Source organism: Nocardia aobensis NBRC 100429, assembly GCF_000308375.1.
GTDB classification, from domain to species: domain Bacteria; phylum Actinomycetota; class Actinomycetes; order Mycobacteriales; family Mycobacteriaceae; genus Nocardia; species Nocardia aobensis.
Genome location: NZ_BAFQ01000118.1, coordinates 50,451 through 67,315, shown reverse-complemented (window position 1 = coordinate 67,315; position 16,865 = coordinate 50,451). Strand labels below are relative to the sequence as shown.

17 protein-coding genes are annotated in these 16,865 nt (G+C 68.8%); 8 read left to right on the top strand and 9 right to left on the bottom strand.

The features are described 5' to 3' along the window. Positions 1-61 precede the first annotated feature (61 nt). Positions 62-1,237, top strand: coding sequence for a cytochrome P450 (locus RJ03_RS14840; protein WP_036502567.1), 1,176 nt, complete (start codon positions 62-64; stop codon positions 1,235-1,237). Positions 1,238-1,290: 53 nt separating this feature from the next. On the opposite strand, the gene RJ03_RS36010 is transcribed toward RJ03_RS14840, so the two are convergent. The 3 genes from RJ03_RS36010 to RJ03_RS14825 form a co-directional block, all read right to left on the bottom strand. Beyond that, positions 1,291-3,714: a thiamine pyrophosphate-dependent enzyme gene (locus tag RJ03_RS36010; protein WP_373281701.1), complete on the bottom strand. Its 2,424-nt coding sequence runs from the start codon at positions 3,712-3,714 to the stop codon at positions 1,291-1,293. 125 nt (positions 3,715-3,839) lie between these two features. Continuing rightward, positions 3,840-4,520, bottom strand: coding sequence for an FMN reductase (locus RJ03_RS14830; protein ID WP_036502562.1), 681 nt, complete (start codon positions 4,518-4,520; stop codon positions 3,840-3,842). Between the two features lie 65 nt (positions 4,521-4,585). Next, a complete protein-coding gene (locus RJ03_RS14825) occupies positions 4,586-5,725 on the bottom strand; it encodes an LLM class flavin-dependent oxidoreductase (RefSeq protein ID WP_036502560.1) in 1,140 nt (379 codons plus the stop codon). A 166-nt stretch (positions 5,726-5,891) separates the two neighbouring features. Between RJ03_RS14825 and RJ03_RS14820 the strand changes: the two genes are divergently transcribed. Genes RJ03_RS14820 through secG form a run of 4 tightly spaced genes read left to right on the top strand, consistent with a single transcriptional unit; the run spans position 5,892 to position 8,721 of the window. Next, positions 5,892-6,497, top strand: a complete 606-nt coding sequence (locus tag RJ03_RS14820; protein WP_036502557.1) for a TetR/AcrR family transcriptional regulator — start codon at positions 5,892-5,894, stop codon at positions 6,495-6,497. A 2-nt stretch (positions 6,498-6,499) separates the two neighbouring features. Beyond that, the gene (locus RJ03_RS14815) at positions 6,500-7,684 is read left to right on the top strand and encodes an NADH:flavin oxidoreductase (RefSeq protein WP_036502555.1); all 1,185 of its coding nucleotides are present in this window, start codon (positions 6,500-6,502) and stop codon (positions 7,682-7,684) included. Positions 7,685-7,719: 35 nt separating this feature from the next. Next, a complete protein-coding gene (locus tag RJ03_RS14810) occupies positions 7,720-8,466 on the top strand; it encodes an SDR family oxidoreductase (RefSeq protein WP_036502553.1) in 747 nt (248 codons plus the stop codon). Between the two features lie 21 nt (positions 8,467-8,487). Next, positions 8,488-8,721 carry a preprotein translocase subunit SecG gene (gene secG, locus RJ03_RS14805; protein WP_030518417.1) on the top strand — a complete coding sequence of 78 codons (234 nt, stop codon included), beginning with the start codon at positions 8,488-8,490 and terminating at the stop codon, positions 8,719-8,721. Here secG and RJ03_RS14800 read toward each other — a convergent pair. Further along, positions 8,708-9,871 (bottom strand): YbfB/YjiJ family MFS transporter, encoded by a 1,164-nt coding sequence (locus tag RJ03_RS14800; RefSeq protein ID WP_232329133.1) that lies wholly within the window; start codon positions 9,869-9,871, stop codon positions 8,708-8,710. The two genes, secG and RJ03_RS14800, sit on opposite strands and share 14 nt — an antisense overlap. Before the next feature lie 70 nt (positions 9,872-9,941). Between RJ03_RS14800 and RJ03_RS14795 the strand changes: the two genes are divergently transcribed. After that, positions 9,942-10,802, top strand: a complete 861-nt coding sequence (locus RJ03_RS14795) for a LysR family transcriptional regulator (protein ID WP_036502550.1) — start codon at positions 9,942-9,944, stop codon at positions 10,800-10,802. Positions 10,803-10,811: 9 nt separating this feature from the next. On the opposite strand, the gene RJ03_RS14790 is transcribed toward RJ03_RS14795, so the two are convergent. Next, positions 10,812-11,303 carry a flavin reductase family protein gene (locus RJ03_RS14790; RefSeq protein WP_036502547.1) on the bottom strand — a complete coding sequence of 164 codons (492 nt, stop codon included), beginning with the start codon at positions 11,301-11,303 and terminating at the stop codon, positions 10,812-10,814. A 67-nt stretch (positions 11,304-11,370) separates the two neighbouring features. Further along, positions 11,371-12,207: an SDR family NAD(P)-dependent oxidoreductase gene (locus RJ03_RS14785; RefSeq protein WP_036502545.1), complete on the bottom strand. Its 837-nt coding sequence runs from the start codon at positions 12,205-12,207 to the stop codon at positions 11,371-11,373. Between the two features lie 54 nt (positions 12,208-12,261). Here RJ03_RS14785 and RJ03_RS14780 point away from each other — a divergent pair, with 54 nt between their 5' ends. After that, entirely contained in the window at positions 12,262-13,254 is a 993-nt protein-coding gene (locus tag RJ03_RS14780; protein ID WP_036502542.1) for an alpha/beta fold hydrolase, read from the top strand. A gap of 41 nt (positions 13,255-13,295) precedes the next feature. Next, positions 13,296-13,655, top strand: coding sequence for a hypothetical protein (locus RJ03_RS14775; protein WP_036502539.1), 360 nt, complete (start codon positions 13,296-13,298; stop codon positions 13,653-13,655). 17 nt (positions 13,656-13,672) lie between these two features. Here the strand turns inward: RJ03_RS14775 and pgl are convergent, their stop codons facing one another. From pgl to zwf, 3 genes are read right to left on the bottom strand one after another with little or no spacing between them, the layout of a single operon-like run. Continuing rightward, entirely contained in the window at positions 13,673-14,404 is a 732-nt protein-coding gene (gene pgl / locus RJ03_RS14770; RefSeq protein WP_036502537.1) for a 6-phosphogluconolactonase, read from the bottom strand. Beyond that, positions 14,397-15,305, bottom strand: a complete 909-nt coding sequence (opcA, locus tag RJ03_RS14765; RefSeq protein ID WP_174372309.1) for a glucose-6-phosphate dehydrogenase assembly protein OpcA — start codon at positions 15,303-15,305, stop codon at positions 14,397-14,399. Before opcA ends, pgl begins: the two co-directional genes overlap by 8 nt. After that, positions 15,302-16,864 (bottom strand): glucose-6-phosphate dehydrogenase, encoded by a 1,563-nt coding sequence (gene zwf / locus RJ03_RS14760; RefSeq protein ID WP_036502531.1) that lies wholly within the window; start codon positions 16,862-16,864, stop codon positions 15,302-15,304. The genes opcA and zwf overlap by 4 nt, the downstream gene beginning before the upstream one ends. Position 16,865: the final 1 nt, after the last annotated feature.

Here is a 16,865-nt window from a genome sequence, read left to right as displayed (position 1 = left end):
ATCCTGTCAGGTCGGATGGCGAACCGGCGCGGCCCCTGCCGTGCGGCTGGGGAGGTCGAAGATGTCAGTGCAATTCAGTCCGTACGATTTCGGAATTCACGACGATCCGTATCCGGTCTACGCACAACTTCGGGAACAGGCGCCGGTGTTCCGCAACGGCGACGACGACTTCTGGGCACTGTCGCGCTACGCCGATGTCCTTGCCGCACTGCGTGATTCGGATCGCTTCTCGAGCGCCAACGGGCTGCGGATGGAACCGGCCTTCTGGGGACCTCAGGCCGAGCAGTTCTTCTCCTTCGTGGCGATGGATCCGCCGAAACATACGCGCCTGCGTGGTTTGGTCACGCGCGCGTTCACCGCGCGCCGGGTGCAGGCGCTGGCGCCGCGACTGCGTGAGATCGCCACCGACCTCCTGGAGCCGCTGCTCGAACGCGGCAGTTTCGACCTGATGACCGACTTCGCCGGCCCGTACCCCACCGAGGTGATTTCCGAACTGGTCGGCGTGCCGCGCGCGGACCGCGACCTGGTGCGCAAACTCGGCATGGAGATCATGTACACCGAGGAGGAGTCGACCGACCTGCGGCCGGAGGCGATGCAGGCGATCGGCGCCCTGGTCGGCTACTACACCGAGCTGACCATCGAACGCAGCAAGCACCGCACCGACGACCTGCTGTCCGGTCTGCTCGACGCCGCCGACGGGGACGACCGGCTCACCCCCGAGGAAATCGTGGGCGTGCTGATCCTGCTGATCGGCGCGGGCATCGAGACGAGCATGCTCACCCTGGGCAATCTCTGGTACGCCGGGTGGGCGAATCCGGACCAGCGGGCCGCGGCGCTGGGGCGCGTCGACGACTGGATCGCCGAGGGCATGCGCTACGACCCGGCGACCCAGTCGCAGTTGCGCACCACCACCGAAGCTGTCGAACTGCACGGCGTGACGATTCCGGCGGGGGCGCGGATGCTGTTGCTGACCGGTTCGGCGAACCGTGATCCCGAGGTGTTCGACCGGCCCGACGCCTTCGATCTCGATCGAGACACCTCCGATGCGCTGGTCTTCGGCAGCGGCCGCCACCACTGCCTCGGCTCGAATCTCGGCCTGCTCGAGTTGCGGACCGCGCTCGGGGAGATCACCGCCCGCATCGCCGATTACGACGTCGACCCGGCCGGGCTGCGGCGCCTCCATTCCTCGAACAATCGCGGTTTCGCCGCGCTGCCGACAACGGTCACCCTGCGCTGAGCATCGGCCGCGGGGCGGGTGCGGCCGGTCTTCGGCGCGCCCGCCCGCGTGCGTCAGACCTGGGAGCGGGGGCCCGATTCCAGCAGCCGATGCGCCGCGGCCTCGATCGCCGCTTCGCTCAGCAGCACCAGTTCGGCGGCCGGTCCGAGCGGGACGAAACTGTCGGCGCTGGTGACGCGCGCGAGACGGCCGTCGAAACCGCCGTCGAGCAGCGCGGTGCACACCGACTCCGATACCCCGCCGCTGCGGCGGGTCTCGTCGGCGACGAGTACGGCGCCGGTGGTGCGGGCATGGTGCAGCAGATCGTCGACGGGAAGCGGCGTGAGCCAGCGCAGGTCGAGCACGCGTGCGTGAATGCCGTTGTCCGCCAAGCGGCGTGCCGCGCGCAGGCTCATCGGCACACCGTTGGCGAAGGTGACGATCGTGAGATCGGCACCGTCGCCGTGGATTCGGGCGCGGGCGAGGGATGCCGGTTCGTCGGCGGGGGTGGCGAGCCAGCCCGCGTCACCGGGGCGGTGCAGGTCGCGGGTGTGGTAGAGGGCGATCGGTTCGAGGTAGAGACATACCCTGCCCTCGCCGCGAGCGACCTCGACGCACCGCCGCAGCATCGCGGCCGCGTCGTCGGCCCGGGCCGGCGCGGCGACGACCACTCCGGGGATATCGCGCAGCGCCGCAACGGAATTGTCGTTGTGGAAATGCCCGCCGAAGCCGCGCTGATAACCGAACGAGGCGATCCGCACCACCATCGGATTGTGGTACTGCCCCGCGGAGAAGAACGACAGGGTCGCCGCCTCACCCCGGATCTGGTCCAGCGCATTGTGCACGTAGGCCAGATACTGGATCTCCGGAATCGGAACGAATCCGGCGAGTCCGGCGCCCAGCGCGGTGCCGAGCACGCTCTGCTCGTCGAGCAGGGTGTCGAACACACGACGCGCCCCGAACTCACGCTGCAGCCCCTTGGTCACGCCGTAGACACCACCCTTGCGGCCGACATCCTCGCCGAAGACCAGTACATCGGGCTGATCGGCGAGTAGTGAGGCGAGGGTGTGGTTGATCGACTGTGCGAGCGTCATCGGCCCGGGTCGCTCGGCCGTCTGTCCCGGTGCCGCCTGCGCGCGCCCCGTCGAACCGGACTCACCGTCGGTCGAGGAGTGAATGGAATCCGCCGGCGTCGAAGCGCGGGAGCCGGAGTCGCCGGGAGCGTTGCGAGGTCGCGCTCGGGCGGTGGGTGCGGATCCGGCGGCCGTCTGATCGAAAGCGCTTGTGCGAAGCGCACTCTCGGCCTGCGGCTGCGGCGCGGAGTCGACGCGTGGCGTGCGATCGTCGGCTCGCGGGCCGAGAATGGCGAGGGGCTGTCGTTCACCTGCGAATACCACTGGCGCCCGGATCGCCTCGGCCGAGTCCAGATGCGGTTCCTCCGCCACCCGGGCCGCCGTCGCCGCCACTCGGGCACCGATCGCGTCGTAGTGGGCGAGAACCTCCTCGGCGGTCGCCGCGCCGATCTCGACGAGGAGCCGGGCCGTGGCGGCCACCGGGTCGCGGCGCCGGTCGGCCTCGATATCCTCCGGTCGCCGATACGCCGACTCCACATCGGATCCGGCATGGCCGAGCAGTCGCACCGTGCGCAGCCGCAACAGGGCGGGCCGCCGCCGCGCGCGCACGGATTCCGCGGCGGCGGAGGCCACCGACAGGGCCTGCCGCAGATCGGAGCCGTCGGCGTCGAAATACCGCAGACCCGGTCGTGACGCGAAGGCCGATTCGATCCAGTCCGGGGGAGTGGGCACGCTGATTCCGATCCCGTTGTCCTCGCAGACGAACAGTAGCGGCATCGGAATACCTTGGTGAGCCGTGTGGATCGCGGCGTTGATCGCACCTGTCGCGGTCGAGTGGTTGGCCGAGGCGTCCCCGAATGTGCACAGCACCACCGCATCTCGGGGCCACGGTGTTTCCCGGCCCAGCCGTCGCGCCCGATCGAGGGCGAACGCCAGACCCATCGCCCGAGGCAGATGGGAGGCGATGGTGGAGGTCTGCGGTATGACCGACGCGGGCGCGCTGCCGAACACCTTGTGCCGCCCGCCCGAGATCGGTTCCGTGGCCGCCGCGACGACACCCAGCAGCACGTCACGAATCGGATCCAGCCCCGGGACCTGGCGGCAGCGATGCACGAAGAAGGCGCCCGACCGGTAGTGCAGCAGCGCCGGATCGGTGCTGCGCAATGCCTGTGCCAGCACCACATTGCCCTCGTGGCCGCTGGAGCCGATGCTGTAGTACCCGCGTTTCGCCACGCCGAGCCGCCGCGCCGCGATATCCAGATGCCGGCTCGTGGCCTGGGCATCGAACAACTCCAGACATGTCCCGACGGTGATCGGACTACCGCTGCCGATCGGATCGGTGGCGGCGCGGCGCGGTCCCGGCCGCACCTCTCGCAGGGAAATACGCAACCATTCGTCGAGAAGCTCTTCGGGGCCCGTTGTCACCCCTCCATCATGTCGCCTGCGGCCGCCCGCGCACCGAATCCGGTGCGCGGGCGGCAGCAGTGAATCTGCCGAGATGTTTCCCTCGCCTGCTAAAGCGGGCGAACCGATCGTCGGCCGGGGGTGTCCTACCGCTGTTCGGCCGGGCGATGGGGATGTTGGGTATGCCCCGTGTGGCCAGCGAGCAGCTTCGCGAACGGCGTCACCTCGCCGACATGGTTGCCCGACTGCCGGGCCCGGGTCGGTTCCGGGAGGAAGCCGTCCACACCGGTCGGCACCGCGACCACGAGGGTGGCGAATTCGGCCGCGGCGCGGTGGATCCGCTCGCCGAGTCCGGCCGAACCGAAATCCTCGGTCGCGGCGAACACGCCGGTCGGAACGACGACGGCGCGCAGATAGGTGAACAGCGGCCGCATCGCATGCTCGAGCACCAGCGCGTGCCGCGCGGTTCCGGCCGTGGCGGCGACGAGCACCGGCATGGCGTTGAGCGCGTCGGTGTCGAGCACGTCGATGAACATCTTGAACAACCCGGAGTAGCTCGCGGCGAACACCGGGGTGACGGCGATGAGACCGTCCGCGGCGGAGACCTTCTCCCGCGCTGCCGCCACCGCGGGGGTCGGCAGACCGCCGGACACCATCGTGGCGGCGAGATCGCTTGCCAGATCGCGCAATTCGATGACCTCGATGTCGACGGCCTCACCGCGGGCGCCGACGGCCGAGGTCACCGCATCGGCGAGCTGATCGGCGAGCAGACGGGTGCTCGACGGCTGGGACAACCCGGCGGTGAGTACGACAACGGTATGCGACATGGGTTTTCGTCCCTCGTTCGATGCGGTGGATGAGTACGGCGGTCGGTTGATTACTGCGGGATGAATCAGGCCTGCTCGGCGGCGGCCAGCAGCCGCTCGCGCGCCGGCTCGACCAAGTGGTGCGGCGCCTCCGGACCGGCGGCCACCAGCGACGCGTGGGTCGGCGGATCACTGGGAACGTGTGCGGGACGGCGCAATTCGAATTCCTTGCGCAGCACCGGCACCACCTCGCGGCCGAGGATTTCGACCTGTTCCAGGGCGACGTCGATCGGCAGGCCGGCGTGGTCGATCAGGAACAGCTGGCGCTGGTAGTCGCCGGCGTAGTCGGCGAAGCCGAGGGTGCGCTCGATGACCTGCTCGGGAGTACCGACGGTCAGGGGCGTCATCTCGGTGAAGTCCTCCAGCGACGGACCGTGCCCGTAGACGGGCGCGTTGTCGAAGTACGGCCGGAAGAACTTCTTGGCCGCCGTCTCCGTCTCGGCCATGAAGACCTGCCCGCCCAGGCCGACGATCGCCTGGTCGGCCGAGCCGTGACCGTAGTGCTCGAACCGCTGCCGGTACAGCTGCACCATCTCCTGGGTGTGTTCCTTGTTCCAGAAGATGTTGTTGTGGAAGAAGCCGTCGCCGTAATAGGCGGCCTGCTCGGCGATCTCCGGCGACCGGATCGAGCCGTGCCACACGAACGGCGGCGTGCCGTCCAGCGGTGCGGGAGTGGCGGTGAATCCCTGCAGCGGCGTGCGGAACTGACCCTGCCAGTCGACCACCGGTTCGCGCCACAGCCGGCGCAGCAGGTGATAGTTCTCGATCGCGAGCTCGACGCCCTTGCGGATGTCCTTGCCGAACCACGGGTAGACCGGGCCGGTGTTGCCGCGGCCCATCATCAGATCGACCCGGCCGCCCGACAGATGCTGCAGCATCGCGTAGTCCTCGGCGATCTTCACCGGGTCGTTGGTGGTGATGAGGGTGGTCGAGGTCGACAACTGCAGCTTTTCGGTGCGCGCGGCGACCCAGCCGAGCATAGTGGTCGGCGAGGACGGCACGAACGGGGGATTGTGGTGCTCACCGGTGGCGAACACGTCCAGCCCGACCTCCTCGGCCTTCAGGGCCAGGCGCATCATCGCGTCGATGCGTTCGCCCTCGGTGGGCGCGATTCCGGTGGTCGGATCGACGGTGACGTCGCCGACGGTGAAGATGCCGAACTGCATGGCCGCCTCCTGGGGTCTGATCAAAAGTTCAATCACCTGAACGAGGGCGGCTGCCCCAGTATTCCTTGACATGTCCACTATCGGAAAAACCGCCGTTGCGCAGCACTTTGTCTCACTGATTCAATCAATGATTGAAACCTGTCCTGTGTCGTGGTTCACTAACCGCATGGGCGAGAAGGTGGCGGCGGGTACCCGGGCCAAACTGCTGGCGGCCGCGGAGCGGTTACTGCTGACCGAGCGCTACGAGGACGTCTCGGTGCGGGCGATCTGCGTGGCCGCGGGCGCCAACCCGGCCGCGGTGCACTACCACTTCGGCTCCAAGGAAACGCTGATCGCCGCCCTGATCGAGGATCGGCTCGGACCGCTGTGGGCCGAGGGGCTGGCGGCGGCCACGGCCACCGAACCCAGCTCCGTCCCGGCGGTGGTCGATGCGGTGCTCGCGCCGTTCGTCGACCTCGCCGCCGACCCGATGGGCCGGTTGCATCTGCGGCTGCTGGCCGGATTGATCCTGCGCCGGCGGCCGATGTCCTGGCAGCACCAGTGGTTCCGGATGGAGTCGTGGTCGCAACTGCTGCCCGAGCTGACCTCCGGCGAGGCACGCCGCCGCTGGCAACTGGCCTTCGACCTGATCATCATGCGCTTCGGCAGCACCGAGGACTACGACATAGCGCCGTCCTCGGTGGCGACGCTGCGCGAATTCGTCATCGCCGGGTTGAGCGCGCCGCCGCCCGTGCCCGCCTCCACCGCTTCGCACACCGCCGTACAGGAGTAGTAGTGAACGACATTTTCGAACCCGTCGATCTGGGCCCGATCACCCTGCGCAACCGGGTGATCAAGGCCGCCACCTTCGAGGGCCGCACACCCGATGCGCTGGTCACCGACGAACTGATCGAGTTCCATCGGGAGATCGCGGCCGGCGGCGTCGGGATGAGCACCATCGCCTACTGTGCCGTCGCGCCGGGCGGACGCACCGATCGTCACCAGATCTGGATGCGCCCCGAAGCGCTACCAGGTCTGCGGCGGCTCACCGACGCCATCCATGCCGAAGGCGCCAAGGTCAGCGCGCAGATCGGCCACGCGGGACCGGTGGCCAACGCCGCCTCCAACCGGGCACCGGCGCTGGCACCGACGCGGCTGTGGTCGCCGCTCAGCATGAAGATGATGCAGTCGCCATCGGTGGCCGACATCCAGGATCTCGTCGCCGCGCACGTGCGGGCGGTATTGCTGGCCGAGGAAGCCGGATTCGATGCCGTAGAACTGCATTTCGGTCACAACTATCTGGTCAGCTCGTTCCTCAGCCCGCTGCTGAACCGCCGCAAGGACGCCTACGGCGGGCCCTTGGAGCATCGCGCCCGGATGGCCCGCGAGATCGCCCTCGCGGTGCGCGAAGCCGTCGGCGGCCGGCTGGCGATTCTGGCCAAGCTGAATATGGAAGACGGTGTGCGCGGCGGTTTTTCGCTGGCCGAATCGCTCCAGGTGGCGTCCTGGCTGGAATCCGACGGCGGACTCGACGCCCTCGAACTGACCGCGGGCAGTTCGCTGCTCAACCCCATGCTGCTGTTCCACGGCGATGCGCCACGGCAGGCGTTCGCCAAGACGCTGCCCGGCCCGACCCGGCTGGGCTTCAAGCTCGTCGGCAAGGCCTTCCTGCGCGAATATCCGTATCACGGCACGTATCTGCTCGAACGGGCCCGCCAATTCCGCCGCGAGCTGTCGATGCCGCTGGTGCTGCTGGGCGGCATCACCGATATCGACGATATGCGGCGGGCGCGGCGCGAAGGCTTCGAATTCATGGCGATGGGACGCGCCCTGCTGCGCGAGCCGGATCTGTTGCAGCGCATCCGGTCCGATGCCGACACCCGCTCGGCCTGCATCCACTGCAACGAATGCATGCCCAGCATCTACACCGGGACCCGATGCGTGCTGCGGCTGGACGGCCCACCCATTCCCACCCACTGATCCGGATCGGCGAGAGAGAAGAGAGAGACGAATTCATGAGTGGACGTTTGACGGGCCGAGTCGCCCTCATCAGCGGCGGCGCTTCCGGCATGGGCGCCTCGCACGCGCGGGCCTTCGTCGCCGAGGGTGCGCGGGTGATGCTCGGTGACATCGCCGACGACGCTGGGCGGGCGCTGGCCGCGGAACTGGGTGAGCAGGCCGCCTACGTGCACCTCGACGTCACCGAGTCCGCCGACTGGCAGGCCGCCGTCGCCGCCACCGTCGAACGATTCGGCCTGTTGAACGTGCTGGTGAACAATGCGGGCGTCCTCGACGGCGGCCCGCTGGGCACCTACACCGAGAAGCAGTGGCAGCGGGTCATCGATATCAATCTGACCGGTCCCTTCCTGGGATTGAGCGCCGCGCGCGACGCCTTGGTGGCCGCCCGGCCGGCCGCGGTGATCAATATTTCCTCCGCGGCCGGTATCCAGGGCGTGGGCGGTATGCACGCCTATACCGCCTCGAAGTTCGGGGTGCGGGGACTGACCAAGTCGGCCGCGCTGGAACTCGCGCCCGAGGGCGTGCGGGTCAACTCGGTGCATCCCGGCGGCATCCTCACGCCGATGATCGGAGTCACCGAGGAGATCGCCGTCGATCGCGGCGAGAATGTGCGGGCGCGGCTCGGCCTGCCCGCCGAGGTGTCGGATCTGGTGGTTTTTCTGGCGAGCACCGAATCCAGCTATTGCACCGGTGCGGAATTCGTCGTCGACGGCGGGATGACGGCCGGTTCGGTGGTGGGCTGAGCATCCGCATAAACTGTCGGCATGCAAATGTTCCTGGATATCCTCCTGGTCATCACCAGCGTGTTGCTGGTGTTGCTGGTGTTGCTGCACCGCGCGAAGGGTGGAGGCTTGTCCAGCCTGTTCGGTGGCGGTGTGCAGTCGAGCCTGTCCGGATCCACGGTCGTCGAGAAGAACCTCGACCGCATCACCATCTTCGTGGGCCTGATCTGGTTCATCGCCATTCTCGGCATCGGCTTCGAGATCAAGTTCGCCTGATCGGCGTGGGCGCTGCGGCCGCAGGGTCGCGGCGCCGGCCCGATCCGATCGCGATCGCTGTCCCGGCTGCCACGGCCAGGATCAGCGTCGCGATCGTGAACGCGGCGCCGTAGCTGTCGCCGAGCACCGGCGCCACCACCAGTGGACCGAGCATCTGGCCGAGTCCGTATCCGGCGGTCAAGGTCGCCGCCGCACCCGGCCCGGCCAGATCGTCGCCGATCTCGAGGGCGAGCAGGGTGATCCCCATGAAGGTCGCGCCGAACAGCGCGGCCGACACCACCGCCGGCCAGACACCCGCCGACAGCGTCGGCAACAGCGCGGACAGACATTGCAGCACGAGCGCGGCCACCAGCGCGATCACCGGAGTCGCCCGCCGGGCGAGCAGACCCCACACCACCGTCGCCGGGGCGGCCGCGACTCCCACCACGATCCAGATCGCGGTGCCGGCCGTCCGATGTCCGGTGGCGCCGACCGCGGCGACCAGGAACGTGCCCAGGACGATATAGCCCAGACCCTCCAGGAAATAGGTCGTCTGCAGCAGCCGCCAGGAGCGTCTCGATCGCACCGTGGCCGCACCGGTACGGCTGCCGGCGACGACCTCCAACCGCAGCGCAGGCCACAGCAGGAGGGCGGTCAGTGCGGCCGCGGCGAGCCACAGCGCCTGCCACGACAGCACCGATTGCGCGATCAGCACCAGCGCACCGGTTGCCGCGATTCCCGTACCCACTCCGGCGAAGGCGATACCGGCTGCGCGCCTTCGGTTTTCGTGGCGCGCGGCGATCTGCGCGCAGCCGATGAACAGTACCGCGCTCGCGACACCGGCCACCGTCCGCAGGATGATCGGCAGTATCGCGGGGGCCGGAACAGCCATGGCCGCTTCACTCGTCACCAGCGCGGCAGCCGAGATCCGGAAAGCCTTGCCGCCGTTGTATTCCGGAAAGCGTGCCAGGACGACCGCGCCCAGCAGGTAACCGGCGTAGTTCGCGGCGGCCACGATCGCGCCGGTGTGTGCGCCGAAGCGTCCGGCGTCGATCATCACCGGAAGCAGCGGCGTGTAGACGAAGCGCCCGATGCCCATGGCGGCGGCCAAACCGGCCGAGGCGCGCAGGGCGGGCGCGAGGGATGCCTGGCGAGCAAGTGTGATGGTCACGTCGATCCACGCTACGGATCCGTCGCGTTCCGGTGAAATGCTTCCTGTGCACGATGTATACGCTGAGCGTATGGACCTGGAATTGCGGCATCTGCGCGCGTTCCTGGTGCTGTGCGAGGAAGCCAACTACACCCGCGCCGCGGCCCGGCTGCACACCACGCAGCCGTCGCTGACCCGCACGGTGCAGCAGGCCGAACGGATTCTGGACTGCCGGCTGGTCGAGCGCAGCGCGCGGCGCTTCGCCCTCACCGCGGAGGGGGAGTATCTGCTGGCCGCCGCGACCCGGATCGTCGCCGACGTCGATGCCGTGACCGCCGATCTGCGGCTGCGGGCCCGGGTGTCGGTGGGTTTCTCCTGGCTGCTGCCCGACGACTGGTTCACCGATGTCCGCACCCGTTTCGAGGCGCGCGGCGGGCGGGTCGGCATCCATCGCATCGACGATCCGGTGGCCGCCGTCGCGGCGGGACGTATCGATATCGCCCTGTATCGCAAGGAGATTCGGCTTCCATCCGCCATGACCGGGCGGATCATCGGCACCGAGCGGCGGGTGGCGGCGGTCTCCACCCGCTCGCCGCTGGCGAAGGCGTCGGCGCTGCGATGGCAGGATCTGGCCGCCCATCCGCTGGTGGTCAACACCGTCTCCGGCACCACCGACGAAACCAGTTGGCCCGCGGCCGAATCCGGGCGCGAGATCGTCACCTGCACGAATTTCGACGAATGGATCGAACTGATCGCCGCCGACCGGGGCATCGGGGCCGTTCCCGAATTGGCGCGCACCCGGGCGCCGCATCCCGGCGTGGCCTACCTCGACGTCCCCGATGCCCCGCCCTCGGCCCTGCGGCTGGCCTGGCGAACCCGTCCCGCGCCGGGCAGGTCGGTGCGGAGCTTCCTCGATATCGCCCTGAGCGGCCAGGGGGCCTCGAGCGGTTAGCGGACCGTCTCAGGCGGGGTGGCCGGGGGTGAGATCGGCGAGGTCGCTGTAGCGCAGACCGGTGGTGCCCGCCGGCGGCTTCGGGCCGCCGAGCGGTTCCAGCAGCAGACCCACGTGGTCGCCGAAATCGTGGCGCTCGAGGATCCGGCCGGAGAACCAGGCCGCTGCCTCGTCGAGCACCACCACTCCATCGGGCCCGTGATGCCACCGGCACCAGGTGAACTTGTCGATATCATCGCCGGTTTCCGCGCCGAAGAGCTGGGCCAGCGCTCGCGACCCGGAATCGATGAGATGAACTGCGACATGGGTGGCGGCGGCCACCACCCGGTAGGTGTGGTTGAGCTCGGAAACGCACACCAGGAATCGGCGTGGTTCGATGCCGACCTGGGATGCGAAGCCGACTACACACCCGGCGCGCTCGGACTCGGTCGCCACTGTCACCACATAGATCGGAGCGTCCGCCGCCGCTACCAACGCGTCGAAATTCGCGATCGCGTCCATCCACCCTCCTTCACCGCCGGCGCCGCGCGATGCGGCCCGCCGCCTCAGGCTAGGACAACGGCGGCCCTCACGTGCGCGGCACGCGACCGTCGATATCGGTGAACCCGTAGGCTTCGGCCAGATCGGCCACCCGCCACGCTCGGCCCGTGCGGGAACGACGGCCCGGATCCGCCGCGAGCGCGACCACCGCGCGCCCGGCGAAATGCGGAGTCTCGGCCTCGTTCAGATCGAAGGTGCCCTCACCGGGCAGTGTGATCAGCCGTCGTCCCTGTGCATCGGCCGGAACGAGTTGCAGCAGTTCGGTATTCACGATGCCCGGCCACAGCGACACCACCGTGACCTCGGTGCCGGCCAGATCGTGCGCCATATCAGCGGTCAACCGGTCGACGGCGGCCTTGCCCACGCCGTAGACGACGTTGTGGGTGAAATGTTCGGCGCCCGGCGAGGAGATGTCGACGATCAGCCCGCCCGATTCGATGAGCAGCGGCGCCGCGAAATGGGCGGCAGCGTAATGGGAGCGCACGCCGATGTCGAAGCCCTCGTCCCACGCCTTCGGCGGCACCTCCCAGAACGGTTTGCCGAGCCAGCGCGCCGAGGCGGGGGAGTTGTAGACATTGTTGACCAGCACATCCAACCGGCCGTGGTCGGCGCGCACGGTCTCGAACAGTCGGGCGACCGCCTCGTCGTCGCGGTGGTCGCAGACGAACGGCACCCCGCGCCCGCCGAGCTCGTCGATCTCGCCGGCGGTCGCGGCCACGGTACCCGGCAGCTGCCCGGGGTGTTCGGAGCGCCCGGTCACGTACACCGTGGCGCCGGCCGCGCCCAGCTCCAGCGCGATGCCCTTGCCGATGCCGCGGCTCGCGCCGGTGACGACGGCGACTCGATCGGTCAGTATTCCGTTCACGACTCCGGGACACTACCGTGAAACGAGAACGTGTTCTAGTACCTGGGAGGCGCAGTGGGGCCGACACATCGGTTCGTGGAGACCAACGGGATTCGGCTGCATATCGCCGAAGAGGGCCGCGGGTATCCGGTGATCTTCTGTCACGGATTTCCGCACGGCTGGTACGTATGGCATCGGCAGTTGTCGGCGCTGGCGGCGGCCGGATATCACGCCATCGCCCCGGATCTGCGTGGGTACGGCCGCACCGAGGCGCCCGGCGGGGTGGAGGAGACCACGAACCGGGCCGTGATCGGCGATCTGCTCGGGCTGCTCGACGAGATCGGTTCCGAGCGAGCGGTTTTCGTCGGCCTGGACTTCGGCGCCCAGCTGGTGTGGGAGCTGGCATTGCGGGCGCCGGATCGGGTCGAGGCGATCATGGTGCTGAACAATCCGTACGCGCCCCGGCCACCGAAGGCGCCGTCGGAGTTCTGGACGCGCGCCGCGCAGCGCCATTTCCTGCACCTGTCGTATTTCCAGGAGCCCGGTGTCGCCGACGCCGAACTGGCTGCGCGCCCACGCGAATTCCTGGCCCGCGTGTACTACGCGCTCAGTGGCGAGTTCCACTACCTCGACACGTGGAAGAATCCGCCCGGCATCGGTTACCTCGACGCACTGCCGCAGGCGCCCGCACTGCCTTGGTCGTGGTTGCCGGAATCCGAATTCGACACCCTCGCAGCCGAATTCGAACGAACCGGCTTCACCGGCGGGCTGACCTGGTACCGGGCGCTGGACCGCAACTGGGAACTGACCGAAGGCCTGCCCACGACGGTGACGGTGCCGACCTGCTTCCTCTACGGCGAGAACGACCCGGATATGGAAGGTTTCAGCGGCCGCGACCCGCTGGCGGTGCTGCGCGCGCACGTACCGGATCTGCGCACGGTCGAAAAGGTCCCGGGCGCAGGACATCTCGTTCAACTCGAGCGGACCGGCGCGGTGAACGACTTCCTCCTGCGTCACCTCTCCGACCTCGTCGCGAGCGACCCGGAGCGCGATTCCGCGCTGCGGTAACGGGCACGCCCGTCGACGATGCGGTCTGGCATGCTGGCCGCGTGCCCCTCATCGATGTCACCTGCTCGCCCCGTGTGTCCGACGAGTCGAAGCGCCGGCTCGTCGAGGAACTGCCGCATATCGTCTCCGTGGCGGTGGCGTGTGCGGCGGAACCCTACGACGGCTGCCTGCAACCCGGTGACGTCCTGGTGCGCTGCCGATCCGCCGAGCCGGCCGACCGGTTCGACATCGATGTGCTGATCGAAGTGCAGTCGAAGTGGTTCGAGGACCGCGCCGCCGATCGCGACCGCCGTGCGGCCCACATCCGCGACGAGGTGGCCCGCATCCTGCCCGCGGGCCACCTCGTCGGTGTGTACCTGAGCCTGCCCGTCGCCGCGTGGGCGCAGACGGACGACGACTAGCCGGGATAGTGCCCAGCTCAGGGCAGTTTCGCGGCCGCGGCCTCGTCCAGCATCCAGGTGGTGGTTTCACTGCCGTGCGCCCCGGCCGCCGGGATCTCCAGCGCGGACGCGCCGGCCACCGCTCGGGCCACCGCATCGGCCTTGCCCTCGCCGCCGACCACCAGGACCACATGCCGGGCGCGGGCGACCGCGGGCAGGGTCAGGGTGACGCGCACCGGCGGCGGCTTCGGTGAATCGGTCACGGCGAGAACGAGTTCGTGCTCCTCCGCCACGGCCGCGGAATGCGGGAACAGCGAGTTGACATGCGCGTCGCCACCCATGCCGAGCAGATGCAGATCGAATGCGCCGTGCTCGGCCAGATGCGCGTGCACCGCCGCCGAGTACTCCGCGGCGGCCTCGACCGGATCCGGATACTCCCCGTCGGAGGTCGCGACCGGATGCACCCGCGCCGGGTCGACCGGCACGTGATCCAGCAACGCCTCGCGCGCCTGCAACTCGTTGCGCTCGGCATCGCCCGCGGGGACGAACCGCTCGTCGCCCCAGAACACGTCCAGGCGCGCGAAATCGATGGCCCCGGGCGCCTGGCGGACCTTCTTCAGCAGGTCGATGCCGGTGCCGCCCCCGGTGAGAACCACCGACGCCGACCCACGTTCGCTCTGCGCCCTGGTGACCACTTGCACGAACCGCACGGCTGCCGCCGTCACCAGTTCATCGTGCCCGGCGAAGACCTCGATGTCCGGCTTACTCATAGATCACCTTCCCGATTCCGGCCAGTGCCTCGGCGTAGACCTCGTCGGCGTCCAGCCGCCGCAGTTCCTCCGCCAGGCAGTCCTTGGTCTCGCGACGGGCGAGTGCGAACCGCTGATCCGGCTCACCGGTGCGCGTCAGGGTCGCGGTGCGCCCGGTCTGCGGGCGTTCGATCCCGACCGAGATCGACGCCCGGTGCATGACGACCTTCAACTCCCCGGTCTGCCGGCGGATCGGGCAGTCCAGTTTGGCCGCCAGCCAACCCGCCAGGATGTCGAGCGCGGGTTCCTCCGCCAGGCCCGACACGGTCACCGATTCGATCGGCTCGTACGGCGGCACGTCGAGCGCGGAGGCCAGCAGCGCCCGCCAGAACGTGATCCGGCTCCACGCGAGATCGGTGTCGCCGGGGGCGTAGGAATCCAGCCGCCGGGTGATCGCCGCACGCGGATCGGGAGCGTAGGTGGAATCGGTGATGCGGCGAATGGCCAAGCGCCCCACCGAATCCCGCGACGGGAACTCCGGCGCGCCCCGCGGCCACCACGCCACCACCGGAGTGTCCGGGAGCAGGAACGGGATGACGACGCTGCTCTCGTTGTTGACCAGCTCGCCCTGCAGCCGCAGCACTATCACCTCGGCCGCCCCGGCATCACCGCCGACCCGGATCTGGGCGTCGAGTTTGGTCTCGGAGAACCGGTCGCCGCGGGCGAGCACGATCACGCGACAGGGATGTTCGCGGCTGGCGTCGTTGGCGGCGTCGATGGCGTCTTCGGCCTCCGAGGAATCCAGGGTGCACACCACCAGCGTCAGCACCCGGCCCATGGCGATCACGCCGTTGGACTCCCGCAGGCTGACCAGGCGTTTGGTCACGTCGCGAGTACTGGTGTCGGGCATGTCCACGATCATGGCCGCCGCCATTCGCGCCCGGTGCGGGCGAGCATCTCGTCGGCCGAGGCCGGACCCCAGGTGCCGGCCTCGTAGGACTCGGGCTTACCGCCCTCGGCCCAGTGATCGAGCACGGGATCGAGGATGCGCCACGCCAATTCGACCTCCTCGTTGACCGGGAACAGCGACGGCTCGCCCAGCAGCACATCCAGGATGAGCCGCTCGTAGGCCTCGGGCGAGGATTCGGTGAACGATTCGCCGTAGCTGAAATCCATGTTGACGTCGCGGACTTCCATGCTGGATCCGGGCACCTTCGACCCGAACCGCATGGTGATGCCCTCGTCCGGCTGCACCCGGATGACGAGCGCGTTCTGGCCCAGCTCCTCGGTCATGGTCTGATCGAAGGGCAGATGCGGGGCCCGCTTGAACATGACCGCGATCTCGGTGACCCTGCGCCCCAGGCGTTTTCCGGTGCGCAGATAGAACGGCACGCCCGCCCAGCGGCGGGTGTCGACGTTCAGTGTGATCGCGGCGTAGGTCTCGGTGCGCGAATGCGGATCGAAACCCTCCTCCTCGAGCAGGCCCACCACGCGTTCGCTGCCCTGCCAGCCGGCCGCGTACTGACCGCGCGCGGTGGTCTCCTCCAGCGGTTCGACCAGTTTCGTCGCCGAGAGCACCTTGATCTTCTCGATCTGCAGCTGCCGCGGCTGGAAGTTGACCGGATCCTCCATCGCCGTCAGCGCCAGCAGCTGCAGCAGATGGTTCTGGATCACGTCGCGGGCGGCGCCGATGCCGTCGTAATAGCCTGCGCGCCCGCCCAATCCGATGTCCTCGGCCATCGTGATCTGCACGTGGTCGACGAAGTTGGCGTTCCAGATCGGTTCGAACAGTTCGTTCGCGAACCGCAGCGCCAGCAGATTCTGCACCGTCTCCTTGCCGAGGTAGTGGTCGATACGGAAGACCGTCTCCTCGGGGAACACCCGGTTGACCAGGGCATTGAGTTCCTGGGCGCTCTTCAGGTCGTGCCCGAAGGGCTTCTCGATCACCACCCGCCGCCACGACTGCGGTTTGCCCGGTGCCGCCTCCGAGGCCTTCGCCAACCCCGTCCGCGAAAGCTGTTCCAGCACAACCGGGAACGCGTTCGGCGGAATCGACAGGTAGAAGGCGTGGTTGCCGCCGGTGCCGCGTTCGGCGTCGAGCTTCTTCAGCGTCTGCGCGAGCGTGCCGAAGGCGGCGTCGTCGTCGAAGGTGCCCTGCACGAAGCGGATACCTTCCGACAGCTGATCCCACACCTCCTGCCGGAACGGGGTGCGGGCGTGCTCCTTGACCGCCTGGAGGACGACCTGAGCGAAATCCTCGTCGGCGTAGTCGCGCCGGGCGAACCCGACCAGCGCGAAACCGGGTGGCAGCAGCCCCCGGTTCGCGAGGTCGTAGATGGCCGGCATCAGTTTCTTGCGTGACAGGTCACCTGTCACCCCGAAGATCACCATGCTGCACGGGCCGGCGATCCGGGGAAGCCGCTTGTCGCGCTCCTCGCGCAGCGGATTCCCCGGGGCGGCCGTCTTCTTCTGGCCGGCCATC

Excerpts from the sequence above, each read along its gene's own strand:
- opcA (WP_174372309.1), bottom strand. The coding sequence starts at position 15,305 with ATGATCGTGGACATGCCCGACACCAGTACTCGCGACGTGACCAAACGC.
- RJ03_RS14795 (WP_036502550.1), top strand. The coding sequence starts at position 9,942 with ATGGACCTGGAATTGCGGCATCTGCGCGCGTTCCTGGTGCTGTGCGAG.
- RJ03_RS14820 (WP_036502557.1), top strand. The coding sequence starts at position 5,892 with ATGGGCGAGAAGGTGGCGGCGGGTACCCGGGCCAAACTGCTGGCGGCC.
- RJ03_RS14810 (WP_036502553.1), top strand. The coding sequence starts at position 7,720 with ATGAGTGGACGTTTGACGGGCCGAGTCGCCCTCATCAGCGGCGGCGCT.
- RJ03_RS14830 (WP_036502562.1), bottom strand. The coding sequence starts at position 4,520 with ATGTCGCATACCGTTGTCGTACTCACCGCCGGGTTGTCCCAGCCGTCG.
- RJ03_RS14825 (WP_036502560.1), bottom strand. The coding sequence starts at position 5,725 with ATGCAGTTCGGCATCTTCACCGTCGGCGACGTCACCGTCGATCCGACC.
- RJ03_RS14840 (WP_036502567.1), top strand. The coding sequence starts at position 62 with ATGTCAGTGCAATTCAGTCCGTACGATTTCGGAATTCACGACGATCCG.
- pgl (WP_036502537.1), bottom strand. The coding sequence starts at position 14,404 with ATGAGTAAGCCGGACATCGAGGTCTTCGCCGGGCACGATGAACTGGTG.
- RJ03_RS14790 (WP_036502547.1), bottom strand. The coding sequence starts at position 11,303 with ATGGACGCGATCGCGAATTTCGACGCGTTGGTAGCGGCGGCGGACGCT.
- secG (WP_030518417.1), top strand. The coding sequence starts at position 8,488 with ATGCAAATGTTCCTGGATATCCTCCTGGTCATCACCAGCGTGTTGCTG.
- zwf (WP_036502531.1), bottom strand. The coding sequence starts at position 16,864 with ATGGCCGGCCAGAAGAAGACGGCCGCCCCGGGGAATCCGCTGCGCGAG.